Source organism: Ensifer sp. Root31 (genome assembly GCF_001424825.1).
Classification (GTDB): domain Bacteria; phylum Pseudomonadota; class Alphaproteobacteria; order Rhizobiales; family Rhizobiaceae; genus Ensifer; species Ensifer canadensis.
The window spans coordinates 22,990-39,905 of the sequence record NZ_LMCO01000010.1 but is presented as its reverse complement, the minus strand read 5'-3'; the positions used below and the strand labels follow the sequence as shown (position 1 = coordinate 39,905).

Genomic DNA, 16,916 nt, shown 5'->3' with positions numbered 1-16,916 from the left:
CTGGAATTGCTCCACGGTGTTCTCAGGCGCGCCCTCCGCGAATGGAAGGATGCCAGAAGGTGACGGCGCGCTCGATGAGCGCCACCACCCCGTAGAAGGCCGAACCTGCCACCGCCGCGACGGCGATTTCGGCCCAGACCATGTCGACGTTCATGCGGCCCACTTCCGTGGAGATCCGGAACCCCATGCCGACAATGGGTGTCCCGAAGAATTCGGCGACGATGGCGCCGATCAGCGCCAGGGTGGAGTTGATCTTGAGCGCGTTGAAGATGAACGGCCAGGCGGCCGGCAGGCGCAGCTTGACGAGCGTCTGCCACCAGGAGGCGGCATAGGTGCGCATCAGGTCGCGCTCCATGTGGCTGGACGCTGCCAGTCCGGCGATGGTGTTCACCAGCATCGGGAAGAACGTCATGATGACGACGACGGCGACCTTGGACTGCCAGTCGAAGCCGAACCACATGACCATGATCGGCGCAACGCCGATGACCGGCAGCGCCGAGACGAAGTTGCCGAGCGGCAGCAGCCCCTTTTGCAGGAATGGCGAGCGATCGATGAGGATGGCGACGACGAAACCAAGGCCGCAACCGAGGGCATAGCCTGTTAGCACCGCCTTCAGGAATGTCTGGCGGAAGTCTGCCGCCAGTGTTGGCAGCGAGTTGATCAGGCGCTGCCAGATCATCGACGGTGCCGGCAGCAGGACGGAGGGTACGGAAAAGCCGCGCACGATGCCTTCCCAGAGCACCAGCAGGGTGATGCCGAAGAGGAGCGGTACGGCGAAATGTGCGGCCCGGTTGGCGGCTTCGCTTTGAAACCGCTGGCGCACCAGCCATTCGTTGAAGGCCCAGGCCGCAAGCCAGAAGACGACGGCACCAATCAGGATCGGAAGATTCATGGCTTGGCCCCCATGCGCTTCAGGACGGCGGTGTGTGCAAAGCCGACGATCATGACCAGCACCGCCGCAAGCGCTGCCGCCATGAACAGCGCCGACCAGATCTGCACCGTCTGGCCATAATAGGAACCGGCGAGCAGGCGCGCGCCGAGGCCGGCTACGGCACCTGTCGGCAGTTCGCCGACGATGGCGCCGACGAGCGAAATTGCGACGGCAACCTTCAGCGAGGTGAAGAGATAGGGCATCGATGACGGCCAGCGCAGCTTCCAGAAGGCCTGCGCTTGCGAGGCATTGTATGTGTGCATCAGATCGAGTTGGATCGCCTCGGGGCTGCGCAGGCCCTTCACCATACCGACGACCACGGGGAAGAACGAGAGATAGGTCGAGATCAGCGCCTTCGGCAAAAGCCCGGAGATGCCGATCGCGTTGAGGACGACGATGATCATCGGCGCGATGGCGAGGATCGGGATCGTCTGGCTGGCGATCACCCAGGGCATCAGCGACCGGTCCATGGCGCGGTTGTGCACGATGCCGATGGCCAGGAGAATGCCGAGTACAGCGCCGATGCCGAAACCGAGCAGAGTGGCCGAAAGCGTGATCCAGGCGTGATAGACCAGGCTGCGTTTCGAGGTGATCGGCTTGTTGACGGTCGTATCCCAGATCTCGGCGATAACCTGGTGCGGTGCCGGCAGAACGGGGCGCTCCTGCGCCATGGTGTTGTGAACGATCTGCGAGAAACTGATCTCGGTGCCGGCGCGGGCAGCGGTGTCGCGCTCGAACGGCGCGTTCAGGAACACGACTGCAATGTACCAGACCACGATCAACAGCGCGACGACGGTGCCGACTGGCAAGAGCTTGTGCCTGAGGAAGCTTTCTTCTCTCATCGTCATGCCTTTCCGCTTGCCGGCAGCAAAATCAGGCCCATGGCGGCGATGCCGAGCATGACGCCGGCCGCCTGGGTGAGGCTCAGCTTTTCGCCGAAGACGGCAAAGGCAATGATGTTGACGAGAACCAATTGCACGATGGCTGACAACGAGATTGCAAGGCCAAGCCCGCCGTCGCGCATCAGCTTCACCATGATGATGTTGCCGACCATGTAGAGCCCGAGGGCCAGAACCAGCACGCCGACATGGCTGTTGGAGACATAGGCGCGCGAAGCCGTCGCGCCGCCGAGAAAAATGGTCGTGGCAAGCAGCAGCCAGAGGACATAGGCAAGGTTCATGGCCGTACCCCCGCTCCACGCCAATGGTAGAGAATGTCAGGCAGGCCTTCCTCGTTGTCGCCATCGGTGCGGCTTACGGCAGAGAAGCCCTGGCGTTCGTAGAAGCGCTGGGCGTTGCCGTTTGCCTCGAAGGTCCAGAGGTTCAACTCTGTTGCGGACAGCGACCTCGCGGTCTTGAGCAGATTGCTGCCGACGCCCACGCCGCGGTGGACGTCGTCGACATAAAGCGCCGTTACATAATGATCACTTGAGAGCGCCATGAAGCCTGCGACCCGGTCGTTGCGCTCGGCAACGATCACGGTCCGCTCGGGAAAGACCGTCTCGAGATAATATCGCTCGACGTCGGCATGCTGGTGTATCCGCGGCATCCACGGCGTCGCGTCGATCCAGCGGTTGAGAATGTCGGCGCAGGCACTCATGTCGGCCCGTGTTGCAGGACGGCAAATGGTCGAAGACGCCCCGCTATTCCTCATAGCTGTGCCCCGCTCTCAGGCCCTCGCGCACGCGATGGGCGACCTCGAGAAACTCAGGCGTTTCGCGAATGCCGAGCGGGCGCTCTCGCGGCAAGGGCGATTCGATGATGTCGGTGACGCGGCCGGGGCGAGGGCTCATCACCACGATCCTGGTGGAGAGATAGACCGCTTCGGGAATGGAATGCGTGACGAAACAGATGGTCTTGTTGGTACGGGCCCAGAGCTTCAACAGCTGCTCGTTCAGATGATCACGAACAATCTCGTCAAGCGCGCCGAAGGGCTCGTCCATCAGGAGAAGATCGGCGTCGAAGGCAAGCGCGCGGGCGATCGACGCGCGCTGCTGCATGCCGCCCGACAGTTGCCATGGGTATTTCTTGCCGAAACCGGCGAGGTTGACGAGATCCAGCGTGCGGTCGATGCGCGCCTTCTGCTCCTGCCTGTTGTAGCCCATGATTTCGAGCGGCAGGGCGATGTTCTTCTCGATGGTGCGCCAGGGATAGAGGGCGGCCGCCTGAAAGACATAGCCGTAGGCGCGTTGCCGCCGCGCTTCCTCGGGCGTCATGCCATTGACGGTGATCGTACCGGAGGTCGCCTTTTCCAGATCGGCGATGACGCGCAGGAACGTCGTCTTGCCGCAGCCGGAGGGGCCGATGAAGGAAACGAAATCCCCCTTGGTCACATCCAGATTGACGCCGGTCAGGGCGTTCACCGGGCCGTCGGCGGTCTCGAAGGTCAGACAGAGGTCCCGGGCCGAAACCACGGATGCGGTATTGGACGTCATCGGCGAATACTCATTCTGGCTTGGCTGTGTCAGACTGCTATCCGGACCGGCAACATGCAATCGCGGATTTGTAAGCGGAGCCGTTTGCTGCTGGTTTTTCAGGGAATTCTGGAGAACAGTCATGTCTCGATCATCCAATCCTGGCTGTCGCGTGGTTCGCCCCGGCAGCGGACATGCCGGAAAGCAGGGGCTCAGCTATTTCGAGGGCATCGCGGCGGAAACCGTTGGGGCGACCGGCATCTGCATGCACCTCCTGACAATCCCGCCCGGCGCCCGTGCCAAGGCGCATCTGCACGAGGACCATGAGACGGCGATCTACGTGCTGTCGGGCGAGGCGCACACTTGGTTCGGCGAGCGGCTCGAGGAGCATGCCGTCGTTCGCGCCGGCGAGATGTTCTACATTCCGGCCGGCGTGCCGCACCTGCCGGCAAACCTCTCCGATGCACCCTGTTCGGCCGTGATCGCCCGCACCGACCCCAATGGGCAGGAAAGCGTCGTCCTCTTGCCGGAGCTTGACGCTCTCGTGCCCGGGTGACGCGACCAGCAAACGCGCCGAAGCGTCCCGCCGGTGCGGCGGAACATGTCCGGTGGGACAGAGTGGTGGGAAGACGTGCAGGCCGTGAAGCACGGGGATCACACGCCTGTTGCCGGGATGCCGCTGCGCTGGACGGCGCGGGGGGCGGTGACTTCCTTCCAGGTGGTGAGCGCGGTGCTGACGGCCGGGAACGGATCGCGGCGGACGAATTCGCCATGGCCCTCGCGCGTCTTGACCGTGTTTTCCTCGATGGCGACGACGCCGCGCGTCAGCGTGTAACGCGGCAGGCCCTTTACTTCCTTGCCCTCGAAGACGTTGTAGTCGATCGCCGACTGCTGGTTCTTGGCCGAGATCGTCTTCGACCGCTTCGGATCCCAGACCACCAGGTCGGCGTCGGCGCCGACGAGAACAGCGCCCTTCTTCGGGTAGATGTTGAGGATCTTGGCGATGTTCGTCGACGTGACGGCCACGAACTCGTTCATGGTGATGCGGCCGGTGTTGACGCCGTGGGTCCACAGCATCGGCATGCGATCTTCAAGCCCGCCGGTGCCATTGGGGATCTTGGTGAAATCGCCGACGCCGGAGCGCTTCTGCTCTGAGGTAAAGGCGCAATGGTCGGTCGCGACCACCTGCAGCGAACCGGATGCGAGGCCGGCCCAGAGACTATCCTGGTGCAGCTTGTTGCGGAACGGCGGCGACATCACGCGGCGGGCGGCGTGGTCCCAGTCCTTGTTGAAATATTCGGTTTCGTCGAGCGTCAGGTGCTGGATCAGCGGTTCGCCGAAGACGCGCATGCCCTTGGCGCGGGCTCGGCGGATTGCTTCATGCGCCTGTTCGCAGGAGGTGTGGACGATGTAGACCGGGCTGCCCGCCATGTCGGCGATCATGATCGCCCGGTTGGTTGCCTCGCCCTCGACTTCGGCCGGCCGCGAATAGGCATGCGCCTCCGGGCCGTTGTTGCCTTCCGCCAGCAGCTTCGCCTGCAATTGGGCAACCACGTCGCCGTTTTCCGCGTGGACGAGCGGCAGCGCACCCAGGCCGGCACAGCGCTGGAAGGACGAGAACATCTCGTCGTCGTCGACCATCAACGCGCCCTTATAGGCCATGAAGTGCTTGAAGGTGTTGATGCCTTTGTCCCTGACGATGGTCTCCATCTCGTTGAAGACCTGCTCGCTCCACCAGGTGATCGCCATGTGGAAGGAATAGTCGCAGTTGGCGCGGGTCGACTTGTTGTGCCACATATCCAGCGCTTCGAGCAGCGACTGGTTGGGCGAGGGCAGGGCGAAATCCACGACCATGGTCGTGCCGCCGGCGAGTGCTGCCCGGGTGCCACTTTCGAAATCGTCGGAAGAGTAGGTACCCATGAAGGGCATTTCGAGGTGGGTGTGCGGGTCGATGCCGCCGGGCATGACGAAACAGCCGCTGGCGTCGAGCGTTTCGTCGCCTTTGAGGTCCGGGCCGATCTCGATGATCCTGCCGTCTTCAATCTTCACGTCCGCCTTGTAGGTCAGATCGGCGGTGACGATGGTTCCACCCTTGATGACAGTGCTCATTGATTTTCATCCTCGCGATTGTGCTTCCGGTGGCCCTTGGGCCGCCACGAAAAAGGGCGGAACTTTCGTCCCGCCCGCAAACTCATTCGACGATTTCGGCCGTTTCAACGACGGCGTGGAAGAGGACGTCGGCGCCGGCGCCGGCCCACTCCTTTGAGATGTCCTCCGCCTCGTTGTGGCTGAGGCCTCCGACGCAGGGGCACATGACCATGGTCGCGGGCGCGACCTTGGCTGCCCAGCAGGCATCGTGTCCGGCACCTGAGATCAGGTTCATGTGGCTGTAGCCGAGCCTTTCGGCGGCGTTGCGCACGGCAGTGACGAGTTTCGGATCGAAGGTCACCGGTTCGAAGTGGCCGATGGCCTCGACGGAGCAGCCGACGCCGAGCGCATCGGCGATCTCAGGCGCTTCCGCCTCGATCTTGGCGCGCATGCGGTCGAGCTTGGCCTTGTCGGGCGAGCGGATATCGACGGTGAAGACGACCTTGCCGGGCAGCACGTTGCGCGAGTTGGGCGAGAAGACCACCTGACCGACGCCGCCGACGGCGCCCGGCTGGTTTTCCATCGCCACGCCCTGAACCATCTCGATGATCCGCGACATGGCCAGGCCGGCATTGACGCGCATGTTCATCGGGGTCGAGCCGGTATGCGCCTCGCGCCCGGTCAGTGTGAACTCCAGCCACCACAGGCCCTGACAATGGGTGACGACGCCGATATCCTTGTTTTCGGCCTCGAGGATAGGGCCTTGCTCGATGTGATATTCGAAATAAGCGTGCATCTTGCGGGCGCCGACCTCTTCGTCGCCGACCCAGCCGATGCGCTTCAGTTCGTCGCCGAAGGCCTTTCCTTCCGGGTCCTTGCGGGCGTAGGCAAATTCCTGGCTGTGCACGCCGGCAAAAACGCCGGAGGCGAGCATCGCCGGCGCAAAGCGCGCGCCTTCCTCGTTGGTCCAGTTGGTGACGACAATGGGGTGCCTGGTCTTGATGCCGAGATCGTTCATCGAGCGCACGACCTCGAGGCCCGAGAGCACGCCGAGCACGCCGTCGAACTTGCCGCCGGTCGGCTGGGTATCGAGATGAGAGCCGACATACACAGGAAGGGCATCCGGGTCGGTGCCGGGCCGGGTGAAAAACATGTTGCCCATGGTGTCGACGCCCATGGTCAGGCCGGCCTGATCGCACCAGGACTGGAAGAGCTTGCGGCCCTCGCCATCCTCGTCGGTCAGCGTCTGGCGGTTGTTGCCGCCGGCGATGCCCGGGCCGATCTTGGCCATGTCCATTAACGTATCCCACAGGCGGTCGGCATTGACGCGCATGTTCTCGCCAGGTGCTGCCACGGCGGTCTCCTCATTTTTTTGGGCGGCACCTTGGGTGGTGCATGCCCCTCACGTTCCCTTGGTCAAATCCAGGCTTGGTTTTTTCTGGTGCCCTTCGATCAGTCGTTGCCTTTGCTGGCGAACTGGCTGATAATTTGACCGGTTGGTAAAACATTACAACTTCCGTTGCGGCACTCAAGTCGGAAAAACAAAAAAACGAAGTTGTTGCCCGAAAAGATGGCGGCGCCGAAATTTGGGCAGATACGACCTGTGCGGATGAACGCGCAGGCACCTGCAGGGGGCGAAATGGTACTTCCGAGAGCGGCCAAGACCCAGAGGCGTACACGCATCCAGGAGGAGAAGGAAGAGCGCATTCTGGAGGCAGCGCTGGAGGTGTTTTCGGCGAACGGCTTTCGCGGCGCGACCGTCGATCAGATCGCCGATGTGGCCGGCATGTCGAAGCCGAACCTGCTCTATTATTTCCGCACCAAGGAAGCGATGCACCGCGCGCTGATCGATCGCGTGCTCGATACCTGGCTTGATCCGTTGCGTGCCTTCGACGCCGAGGGAAACCCGGTTACCGAGATCCGCAGCTACATCCGGCGGAAGCTGGAGATGGCGCGCGATTTCCCGCGCGAAAGCCGGCTCTTCGCCAATGAGGTCCTGCAAGGCGCGCCGCATATCGAAGACGAACTCAAGGGGCCGCTGAAGGAGCTTGTCGACGAGAAGGCGGAGGTCATCCGCGCCTGGACCAAAGCCGGCAAGATCGCCAAATGCGACCCCTACCACCTGATCTTCGCGATCTGGTCGACGACGCAGCATTATGCCGACTTCGACGTGCAGGTGCGCGCCGTGCTCGGGCAGGGCAATTCCGGCGAGGGTCGGTTCGAGGATGCGGCGCGGTTTCTCGAGCGCCTGTTCGTCGACGGGCTGCAGGTGAGCGAACAGCCTGCCGCCTGAGCGCCGTTGGGATCAATCCGGCAGCAATGCCATCAACGCCAGCCCGCAGGCCGTCGTCAGTGCCCCGGCGAGAACCGGCAGGCTGACCCAGCCGTGACCGAGAATGCCCTCAAGCAGAATGATGAAGCTGGGCGTCAGATAGCCGTAGCCGAGCACTTTCGACGATGGCAGGCGCAGGGATGCGTATTGCAGCAGGAGGAAGGTGATCGCGGTGGTGACGACGGCCAAATATGCGACGGCGATCCAGACGATGGCCGGCAGGCTTGGAAAGTCGGTGCTGGCAAGGCCTGCGGCGCCGGGTACAAGCAGCCACGGCACGGTGCAGGCGGCAACCCAGAAGCCGAAGGCGAAGGGGTTTTCCTTGCGGTCGAACTTGCGGATCAGCGGCACGTAGATCGCGTGGCAGATGACGCCGACGAAGAAGATCAGCTCGCCCTGGCCGATGTCGAAGGCGAGGATTGCCTGGATGTTGGCGCGAAAGATCACCCAGACGGCGCCAAGTGCTGCGATGATCAGGCCTGCGAGCACGCCCGGACGGGTGTGCTGGCTGAGCAGTAGAAAGGCAAAGCCCGCGCTCAAGAGCGGCATCAGCGTGAAGACGGCGCCCGTCGACACCGGGTCGGTGAATTCCAGCGCCTTGAACATCGTCAGCATGTAGACGGCGATCAGCCCGCCGAGGATGAGGAAGCGCCACAACTGCCTGGGGATCCGAAACGGCACCCTGGCGTAACCGAAGGTGAGCACGCCAAGCACCACGACGGTCAAGAGATAGCGCCAGAGCGTCAGCGGGCCGGCGCCCATGTGCTGTGCCGCCAATCCGCCGAAGGAGAAGGAACCGGCGATGAGCGCCGAAAAGGTCAGCATCGCCAGATGCGCCTTGAGCTTTTCGACGCCCTTGGCGTGGCTCTGGTGCGCCGTTTTCGGCGAGACATCCTGTTTCATGCTGGCTTCCGGATCCGGTGCTGAAGACTCGAGCGAGCGCCCATACACCTAAGCCGGAGCGGGTGAGGGTTGCAAGGCCTTGGCGATATCGCCGGCATCTTCGACGATCCAGGTTTCGAGGGTCGCCTGGCGTCCGCGAAGGCTGATGTCGAGCCGCTTGTGCGCCTCCATCACCACACCGGCGCGATTGACGAGCTCGGCCGAAACGGCGAGTTGGGCGTCGTGTTCCTTGGCAAGGCCTTCGAGCCGGCTTGCCGTATTGATGGTATCGCCGACGGCAGTCAGAGACGTCGCCTGTCCATAGCCGATCTCGCCGATGATGGCTGGGCCGGCATGCATACCGATCGCGATCCGCAGCGGCTCGTCGAGCTCGCCCTGGAAGGTCTGGTTGAGAGCATCGATGCCCTTGGAAATGCGCACCGCGGCTGCAAGCGATTGCTGGCAGGCCTCGGTAAACGAGTTCTTCAGGCCGAAGATTGCCAGCGCGCCATCGCCGATGAACTTGTCGATGACCCCACCGGAATCCTCCACCGCCTCGCCGACCATCTCGAAATAGCGGTTGAGGAGGAAGACCGTATCGAAGGGCAGCTTATGCTCGGCGATGCTGGTGAAGCCGCGCAGGTCGCAGAAGAGCACGGCGATACGCCGCTCGCGCCCCTCGCCATCCTGGCGCACCAGCTGCTTCTTGATGCCGATGCTGTCGGTATCGAGGATAGGCACGACGGTGACGTTGTGGATCGGACGGAACTGGCAGGCAAGGCGGACATTGTCGGGTGCGCCGATCCGTGTCAGCGTCGTCAGCTCGGCATCTTCCGGCCCCGGCTGGCCTTCGAGACCCTGAATCACGCGCACGCGGCAGGTAGAGCAGCGGCCGCGACCGCCGCAGACCGAGACATGCGGGATGCCGGCGGCGCGGCTTGCCTCCAGCACGCTGAAGCCGAGATTGACGGTGGCGACACGGCCATCGGGGTAGCGCACGCGGATGCGCCCACCCTTGGGCAGGACGCGCAGGGCAAACGTGCCGACGATCAGCCCGGCAAAGCCGAGATAGAGACCGAGCCGGATATTCTCGAGCAGGTCGACATCGAAGGCCGGCTTGGCTTCAGCGCTGTCGCCATAGCCGCCATGCTCCGCATAGACGCGCTCGACCGAGCGGGCGCCGCTGAAGAAGCCGAGAAGCGCGAAGATCGGCACGAGGATCGCGATCGTGTAGAGCAGGACCTCGTAGCGCGGAAACCAGGTCCGTCCGCGCATCCAGAACCAGGCGCCGAGGCAGCCGTGGCTCCAGGCGAGCAAAAGGGCGAGAGATTGGCGAGTGGCATTGGTCCAGCTGGACCAGAGCGCCCGCAGCATGCCGGGATAATCGGCCTCCACTCCGGTCAAAAGCGGTTCGACCCGTGCGGCGGTCACGTGGCCCAGCAGCAGGAAGGGCAGGCTGAGGCCGAAGACGATCTTGAGCGCTTCGCGCATCGGCATGCGCAGCGTCTGGCGGCGATACAGGCTATCGAGTGCCATCATGAAATGCGCAAGCAGCGCACCATAGAGCAGCACCGTGCCGGGCACGCTGTGCCAGACGACGTTGAAGACCTTGCGGCCGGACTCCATGGCATCGATGGAGATCAGTCCGAGCGAATGGTTGAGAAAATGGGCAAGGATGAACGTACCAAGCACTGCCCCGGAAACGAGGTGAATGCGCTTGCGTCTATTGGCGGAAATGATCGTCAAATAGCGAGCCCAGCTCTGCCGGCGAAACACCGGCTTCGGTTATTTCCCCCTTTATTATCCAGATCGCATACGCCGACAACTTACCTTTTCTACACAATCTGTTTCGTTATCGTGTCTTGCGCGTCATTGGCCACTGGCGCTATTCGGCGGGGTTCGGCTGCCAAAGCTCGATCGGGTTGCCTTCGGGGTCGTAGAGCCTGGCGGAGCGGCCGTTCGGATAGGTTTGCGGGTCGGCTGTCACCTCGATGCCCGCAGTACGAAGCTGCTCCGTCATGGCGTCGACGCGGAAGTTCAGCATCCACATCTGTTGGCTTTGGCCGAAACAGTCGGTGTCGCGCTTGAACGGGGCGAAGACGGTGCTGCCGGCGCGTTGCCTCCTTGCTTGGCTTCCGACGCCTCCGCTCGCAACAGGGATAGCCGTTGGCGTCATTCCATCATGGGCGGCAGCCGCGCGGCAAGGGTATCGATGAGCAGCCGCAGCTTTGGCGGCATATATTGGGTTTTCGGCCAGACGACATAGGTGCCGTAGGACAGAGCGGGCACATCGGCGAGTATCTGCACGAGCGAGCCGGAAGCGATGCGGTTGCCCACCAGCCAGCAAGGCAGCCAGGCGATGCCGAAGCCGTCGGCCGCCGCGTCGGCGATCGACGTCAGGTCGTCGAGCCGCAGACGCGCCGGCGGCGTGACGGTCTGCGTCTGGCCGGCCTTCACTGGAAAGGACCAGGCGAGAGGTTGTCCGCTGCGCCGATAGAGGATCGCCTGGTGCGCCGTCAGGTCTTCGATCGTCTCCGGTGCGCCATTCGCTTCGATATAGGCCGGGGAGGCGCACACGGTCATGCGCTGGTCGGCGATCTTGCGCATCATCAGTTCGGGCTCATCCCGTTGCGGGCCGGTGCGGATGGCGAGATCGAAGCCGTCCTCGACAAGGTCGACGTTGCGATCGCTGAAGTTGAGGTCGAACTCCAGCCGTGGATGTTGCTGCAGCAGTTCCGACAGCAACGGCATGATGCATTGGCGGCCGAAATGCACCGGCATCGACAGGCGCAGCCGTCCCTGTATCTCCTGTTTGCCGGATTCCAGCAGCGCCTCGCCGGCTCTGATTTCGCTGAGCGCCCTCTGGCAGTTTTCGTAGAACAGCTGACCCTCGTCGGTCAGGCTCTGGGTGCGGGTGGTGCGATGAAACAGGCGCACGCCCAGCCTTTGCTCCAGCTTGGCGACGGTCTTGCCGACGGCTGAACGCGACAGGTTGAGCCTTTCGGCGGCGGCGGAAAATCCGCCCGCGTCGGCCGCCTCCACGAACACCGAAACGCCGTTCAGGTAGCTCATCTTGTATCCCTCATGGAACCAATATGACGAAATCATATCGCAACTGGAGAGATAATTTCAACGCTATGCTTTCTCCATCAGATCAAATCCGATGAAAGGAAAGACCATGGCGAGACTGATGAAGGAATGGACCATCGATGCGTTCGGCCCTCAGAACCTGAAGCTCACGGAGCGGCCGATCCCACAGGCGGGGCCGGGCGAGGTGCTGGTTCGCACGACCGCCTTTTCGCTCAACTTTCGCGACAAGCTGGTGCTCGAAAACGGCATGGGCATGCCGCTCGTCTTCCCCTTCGTGCCGGGCTCCGACATGGCCGGCGTCGTCGAGGCGGTCGGCAGCGACGTGACGCGCTTTCAGGCCGGCGATCGGGTCATTTCCGTCTTCGACCCCAGCTGGATCGACGGTCAAAAGCCGGGAACGGCCCGTCAACCGACGTCGTTTGCGCTCGGCGGTCTCAATCCGGGCGTTGCTTCGGAATATGTCACGTTCCCGCAAGACTGGTTCGTCCATGCGCCAAAGAGCCTTGACGATGGCGAGGCAAGCACCTTGCCCTGCGCCGGTGTAACGGCCTGGTACGCGCTGGTCGAGAAGGGGCGGCCGAAGGCCGGCGACCGCGTCGTCGTGCAGGGGACGGGTGGTGTCGCGCTGTTCGGGTTGCAGATCGCCAAGGCGCATGGGGCCGAAGTCATCGTCACGTCGGCAAGCCGGGACAAGCTCGATCGCGCCCTCGAGCTCGGTGCCGACCATGGCATCGACCGCCTGTCGGAAGACTGGGTGGAGCGTGTGCTTGAGATCACCGGCGATCACGGCGCCGATCATATCCTGGAGCTTGCCGGTGGCGCCAATCTCGGCCGGTCGCTGCATGCGGTGGCGGTGCAGGGACGGATCTCGGTCATCGGGGTGCTCGAAGGCGCCGAGATCTCGGCGCCGGCGCCGCTGGTGCTGTTGAAATCGCCTGTCATCCAGGGCATCGGCGTCGGCCATCGCCGGGCGCTTGAGGACCTCGTCGCGGCTGTCGATCAAACCGGTCTGAAGCCTGTGGTCGATGCGCGCTATCGGTTTGCGGATTTCCGCGAGGCACTGGCGCATCTCGATCGCGGCGCCTTCGGCAAGGTGGTGGTCGCGGTCTGATCGAACACCAATTCCCGACGCCGCCGGACAAGAATCCGGCGGCGTCGGTTTTGGTCATTCCGCTGCCTGGCGGGCCATCGGATTGTTCGGATGCGTCGTCCAGTTGGCATAGTTCGGATCGACCGGCTTGCCGGTGCGTTGGTCCATGGCGCCTGCCGGCAGTTCTTCCATGGTGATGCAGTTCTCGACGGGACAGACGCTGACGCAGAGGTTGCAGCCGACGCACTCGTCGTCCATCACCTCGAAGTGGCGCACGCCGTTGACGAACTGGGTGATCGCCTGGTGCGAGGTGTCCTCGCAGACGATGTGACAGCGACCGCATTTGATGCAGGAATCCTGATCGATCTTGGCCTTGGCGATGTAGTTGAGGTTGAGGTACTGCCAGTCGGTGACATTCGGCACGGCGCGGCCGGTGATGTCGTCGAGGTTGCGGTGACCCTTGGCATCCATCCAGTCGGACAAGCCGGAGATCATTTCCTGGACGATCTTGAAGCCGTAGGTCATTGCCGCGGTGCAGACCTGCACGTTGCCGGCGCCAAGCACCAGGAACTCGGCCGCATCGCGCCAGGTGGTGATGCCACCGATGCCTGATATCGGCAGGCCGTAGGTTTCCGGATCGCGGGCGATTTCGGCGACCATGTTGAGCGCGATCGGCTTGACCGCCGGGCCGCAATAGCCGCCGTGGGTACCCTTGCCGCCGACCGTCGGGTTCGGGGCGAAGTTGTCGAGATCGACGGAGACGATCGAGTTGATCGTGTTGATCAGCGACACTGCGTCGGTGCCGCCGGCCTTGGCGGCGCGGGCCGGCTTGCGGACGTCGGTGATATTGGGCGTCAGCTTGGTGATGACGGGCATGCGCGTGTACTGCTTGCACCAGCGAACGACCATTTCGATATATTCCGGCACCTGTCCGACAGCGGCGCCCATGCCGCGTTCGGACATGCCGTGCGGACAGCCGAAATTGAGCTCGATGCCGTCGGCGCCGGTTTCTTCGACCAGCGGTAGGATCGCCTTCCAGGCCTCTTCCTCGCAGGGCACCATGATCGATGCGATCAGGGCCCGGTCCGGCCAGTTCATCTTGACCTGCTTCATTTCCCGCAGGTTCACATAAAGGTCGCGGTCGGTGATGAGCTCGATGTTGTTGAAGCCCAACAACCGGCGGTCGGCGCCCCAGATCGCGCCGTAGCGCGGGCCGTTGACGTTGACGACAGGCGGTCCTTCCTCGCCGAGCGTCTTCCAGACGACGCCGCCCCAGCCTGCCTTGAAGGCACGCTCGACGTTATAGGCCTTGTCCGTCGGCGGCGCGGACGCCAGCCAGAACGGGTTCGGGGATTTGATGCCGACAAAATTGTTGCGAAGATCAGCCATTGTTCCGTTCTCCCGATCCGTTATGCAACGGCGCTCGCGCGCGGCATGGCCGCGGCGAAAGCCCGGTTGATCGCTTCAGCGGCATCGCGGCCCATGGCGACGGCGGAGACCGTCAGGTCCTCGCCACCCAGCACGCAGTCGCCGCCGGCCCAGACATTGGCGAGCGAGGTCTTGCCTTCGGCATCGGTGACGATGCGGCCGGCTTCGAACGTGAGCGATCCGAGGCCGGACGCCTCGAAGGACTGACCGATCGCCTTGAAGATCTGGTCTGCGGCAATGATACCCGTTTCGCCCGTCGTCGTCAGCTTTCCATCGACGAGCGTAGTGTATTCGAGTTCGATCCCGGCGACCTTGTCGTCCTTGAGCGCGATGCGCTTGGGCTGCAGCCAGTGGCGGATGGTGACGCCCTTGGAGGTGGCCAGGTCCTGCTCGAACTCGGACGCGTTCATGTGCTCCTTGCCGCGGCGATAACAGATCGTCACTTCCTCGGCGCCGAGCAGCTTGGCCTGGACGGCGGCGTCGATGGCGGTCATGCCGCCACCGAGAACCACGACCCGGCGACCGACCGGAATGTCGGCCTTGGTCTTCGACTGGCGAAGGGCGGCGATGAAATCGACGGCGTCGTCTACGCCCTCGGCGGTTTCGCCTTCGAGGCGCAGCGCGTTGACGCCGGCAAGGCCGAGACCGAGGAAGACGGCGTCATATTGTTCGGTCAAATCGCCAAGCGAAAAATCGCGGCCGAGCGCCTGGCCGTGGCGGACTTCGATGCCGCCGATCGACAGCACGTAGTCGACCTCGCTCTGGGCGAAATCGTCGACGGACTTGTAGGCGGCGATGCCGTATTCGTTGAGGCCGCCGGATTTCTCACGGGCATCGTAGATGACGACCTCGTGGCCCTTGACCGCAAGGCGGTGGGCGCAGGCAAGCCCCGCTGGCCCTGCGCCGACGACGGCAACCTTTTTGCCGGAGGTCGCAGCGCGGGTGTAGAACTGCTTGTTCTCCTTCATCGCGATATCGGTCGCATAGCGCTGGAGGCGGCCGATCTCGACCGGACGCTCCTCAGCCGTGTTGCGCACGCAGGCCTGCTCGCAGAGCGTTTCGGTGGGACAGACGCGGGCGCACATGCCGCCCAGGATGTTCTGGTCGAAGATCGTCTTTGCCGAGCCGATGGGGTTGCCCGTCGATATCTGCCGAATGAACAGCGGGATATCGATGGAGGTGGGACAGGCCGTCATGCAGGGCGCGTCATGACAGAAATAACAGCGGTCGGAGGCGACCAATGCCTCGTGCCTGTCGAGGGCTGGATGGAGGTCGGAGAAATTGGTTTCGTAGTCCGCGAGCGGCAGGCGGCCGCCGAGGATCCCAGATTGCGTCGTTCCCATTTTTGGCTCCCAATGTTTTCTCAGGATGATGGAACGGTAACACGCTTTATTTTTTTATCAAACGGTAAAAGTTTGGCATCGAAATGCTGGGAAAGCCTTGCGATCCGGGGATTTGCTGCAGACCTGCCAAGCCATTGTTCTTGACTGCTGTTTGACAGGGCAGGGCAAATAGTGGCAGCAAATCAGAGCGGGATGAGGAAAAGTGTGTGCGGTTTTCCGCCCGCATCCCGCTCTAACTTAGGGGAAGCGATCGCGATGTTTTGAGTTGATTCGACCCAAAACATCGCGATCGCGGGGGAATGGAGAAGTGGCATGGCGCGACGGGCTGAGGCGAACAACAGGCTTGATGATGCTGCCCGCGCGGGCTGGTTATACTATGTCGCCGGCCGTACCCAGGACGAGATCGCCACGGTCATGGGCATTTCGCGCCAATCGGCCCAGCGGCTGGTTTCGCTTGCCATGGCGGAGCGCCTGATCAAGGTCAGGCTCGATCATCCGATTGCCGCATGCCTGGAGGCTGCCGAACGGCTTCGGGAAAAATACGAGCTAAAGCATGTGGACGTGGTTCCGAGCGATCCCGGATCGAGTTCGACCACGGTCGGCATCGCCGAGGCAGGGGCCGCCGAGATCGAGCGCTGGCTCAAATTAACCGAGCCCCAGGTTCTGGCGATCGGTACGGGCCGGACCCTGAAGGCGGCGATCGACCAATTGCCGGCGATGGAATGTCCGCAGCATCGCATCGTGTCCTTGACTGGCAATATCAGGCTCGACGGCTCGGCCGCCTATTACAACGTCATCTTTAGCATGGCCGATGCCGTCAAGGCGCGGCATTTCCCGATGCCTTTGCCGGTTCTCGCCTCCTCGCCGGAGGAGCGCGCGGTGCTGCACAGCCAGAGCCTCGTCCAGGTGGCGTTGAAGCTGGGCGCGGAGGCGAATGTCGCCTTTGTCGGTGTCGGCGAACTCGGCCCCGAGGCGCCGCTTTGCCAGGACGGATTTCTGTCGCAGGACGAGATGGGGCAGCTGACGAAGTCCGGCGCCGCAGGGGAAATCTGCGGCTGGATGTTTGACCACGACGGCGCATTGCTGGCGGGCAGTTTCAACGACCGTGTCGCCTCCGTTCCTCTGCCATCGCGCGACAATGCGTCGGTGATCGGGCTTGCCAAGGGGCGGCGCAAATATGAGGCGCTGAAGGCCGCGCTCAAGGGGCGGATCATCAACGGCATTATCACCGATGAGGCGACCGCCGCCTATCTGCTCAACGCCTGATCGCAGCGTTTCTGCTTGGGAAGGGCCGGCCATGCGCCGGCCCTTTGGCGTTC

The 16,916-nt window shown here is 63.1% G+C and carries 17 protein-coding genes; 4 read left to right on the top strand and 13 right to left on the bottom strand.

The features are described 5' to 3' along the window. Positions 1 to 22: 22 nt before the first annotated feature. Genes ASD00_RS10980 through ASD00_RS10960 form a run of 5 tightly spaced genes read right to left on the bottom strand, consistent with a single transcriptional unit; the run spans position 23 to position 3,365 of the window. Positions 23 to 892 (bottom strand): ABC transporter permease, encoded by an 870-nt coding sequence (locus tag ASD00_RS10980; protein WP_025428123.1) that lies wholly within the window; start codon positions 890 to 892, stop codon positions 23 to 25. Beyond that, positions 889 to 1,773, bottom strand: a complete 885-nt coding sequence (locus ASD00_RS10975; protein ID WP_057206522.1) for an ABC transporter permease — start codon at positions 1,771 to 1,773, stop codon at positions 889 to 891. Before ASD00_RS10975 ends, ASD00_RS10980 begins: the two co-directional genes overlap by 4 nt. A 2-nt stretch (positions 1,774 to 1,775) precedes the next feature. Then, the gene (locus ASD00_RS10970) at positions 1,776 to 2,111 is read right to left on the bottom strand and encodes a hypothetical protein (protein ID WP_025428121.1); all 336 of its coding nucleotides are present in this window, start codon (positions 2,109 to 2,111) and stop codon (positions 1,776 to 1,778) included. Then, positions 2,108 to 2,530, bottom strand: coding sequence for a GNAT family N-acetyltransferase (locus tag ASD00_RS10965; RefSeq protein WP_225906277.1), 423 nt, complete (start codon positions 2,528 to 2,530; stop codon positions 2,108 to 2,110). Before ASD00_RS10965 ends, ASD00_RS10970 begins: the two co-directional genes overlap by 4 nt. Positions 2,531 to 2,573: 43 nt before the next feature. Further along, a complete protein-coding gene (locus ASD00_RS10960; RefSeq protein WP_025428119.1) occupies positions 2,574 to 3,365 on the bottom strand; it encodes an ABC transporter ATP-binding protein in 792 nt (263 codons plus the stop codon). A gap of 121 nt (positions 3,366 to 3,486) precedes the next feature. Here ASD00_RS10960 and ASD00_RS10955 point away from each other — a divergent pair, with 121 nt between their 5' ends. Next, entirely contained in the window at positions 3,487 to 3,900 is a 414-nt protein-coding gene (locus ASD00_RS10955; protein ID WP_025428118.1) for a cupin domain-containing protein, read from the top strand. 98 nt (positions 3,901 to 3,998) lie between these two features. On the opposite strand, the gene hydA is transcribed toward ASD00_RS10955, so the two are convergent. Both hydA and ASD00_RS10945 read right to left on the bottom strand, forming a co-directional pair. Beyond that, positions 3,999 to 5,453, bottom strand: a complete 1,455-nt coding sequence (gene hydA, locus ASD00_RS10950) for a dihydropyrimidinase (protein WP_025428117.1) — start codon at positions 5,451 to 5,453, stop codon at positions 3,999 to 4,001. Positions 5,454 to 5,535: 82 nt separating this feature from the next. Further along, positions 5,536 to 6,786 (bottom strand): Zn-dependent hydrolase, encoded by a 1,251-nt coding sequence (locus tag ASD00_RS10945; protein ID WP_025428116.1) that lies wholly within the window; start codon positions 6,784 to 6,786, stop codon positions 5,536 to 5,538. Positions 6,787 to 7,071: 285 nt separating this feature from the next. Between ASD00_RS10945 and ASD00_RS10940 the strand changes: the two genes are divergently transcribed. Beyond that, a complete protein-coding gene (locus ASD00_RS10940) occupies positions 7,072 to 7,725 on the top strand; it encodes a TetR family transcriptional regulator C-terminal domain-containing protein (RefSeq protein WP_025428115.1) in 654 nt (217 codons plus the stop codon). Positions 7,726 to 7,737: 12 nt separating this feature from the next. On the opposite strand, the gene ASD00_RS10935 is transcribed toward ASD00_RS10940, so the two are convergent. From ASD00_RS10935 to ASD00_RS10920, 4 genes are all read right to left on the bottom strand, one after another. Next, entirely contained in the window at positions 7,738 to 8,667 is a 930-nt protein-coding gene (locus ASD00_RS10935; protein ID WP_051509177.1) for a DMT family transporter, read from the bottom strand. A 48-nt stretch (positions 8,668 to 8,715) separates the two neighbouring features. Next, on the bottom strand, positions 8,716 to 10,392 hold the full coding sequence (locus tag ASD00_RS10930) for an adenylate/guanylate cyclase domain-containing protein (protein WP_057206555.1): 1,677 nt from the start codon (positions 10,390 to 10,392) through the stop codon (positions 8,716 to 8,718). 139 nt (positions 10,393 to 10,531) lie between these two features. Beyond that, complete coding sequence (locus ASD00_RS41160) at positions 10,532 to 10,822, bottom strand: VOC family protein (RefSeq protein ID WP_025428112.1); 291 nt, start codon at positions 10,820 to 10,822, stop codon at positions 10,532 to 10,534. Next, positions 10,819 to 11,718 carry a LysR family transcriptional regulator gene (locus ASD00_RS10920; protein WP_057206553.1) on the bottom strand — a complete coding sequence of 300 codons (900 nt, stop codon included), beginning with the start codon at positions 11,716 to 11,718 and terminating at the stop codon, positions 10,819 to 10,821. The genes ASD00_RS41160 and ASD00_RS10920 overlap by 4 nt, the downstream gene beginning before the upstream one ends. A gap of 106 nt (positions 11,719 to 11,824) precedes the next feature. Here ASD00_RS10920 and ASD00_RS10915 point away from each other — a divergent pair, with 106 nt between their 5' ends. Further along, the gene (locus ASD00_RS10915; protein WP_025428110.1) at positions 11,825 to 12,847 is read left to right on the top strand and encodes an NAD(P)-dependent alcohol dehydrogenase; all 1,023 of its coding nucleotides are present in this window, start codon (positions 11,825 to 11,827) and stop codon (positions 12,845 to 12,847) included. A 54-nt stretch (positions 12,848 to 12,901) separates the two neighbouring features. Here ASD00_RS10915 and preA read toward each other — a convergent pair whose 3' ends face one another. Next, positions 12,902 to 14,215, bottom strand: coding sequence for an NAD-dependent dihydropyrimidine dehydrogenase subunit PreA (gene preA, locus ASD00_RS10910; protein WP_025428109.1), 1,314 nt, complete (start codon positions 14,213 to 14,215; stop codon positions 12,902 to 12,904). A 20-nt stretch (positions 14,216 to 14,235) separates the two neighbouring features. After that, complete coding sequence (locus ASD00_RS10905) at positions 14,236 to 15,597, bottom strand: NAD(P)-dependent oxidoreductase (protein WP_057206520.1); 1,362 nt, start codon at positions 15,595 to 15,597, stop codon at positions 14,236 to 14,238. A gap of 312 nt (positions 15,598 to 15,909) precedes the next feature. Here ASD00_RS10905 and ASD00_RS10900 point away from each other — a divergent pair, with 312 nt between their 5' ends. Beyond that, the gene (locus ASD00_RS10900) at positions 15,910 to 16,863 is read left to right on the top strand and encodes a sugar-binding transcriptional regulator (protein ID WP_025428107.1); all 954 of its coding nucleotides are present in this window, start codon (positions 15,910 to 15,912) and stop codon (positions 16,861 to 16,863) included. Positions 16,864 to 16,916: the final 53 nt, after the last annotated feature.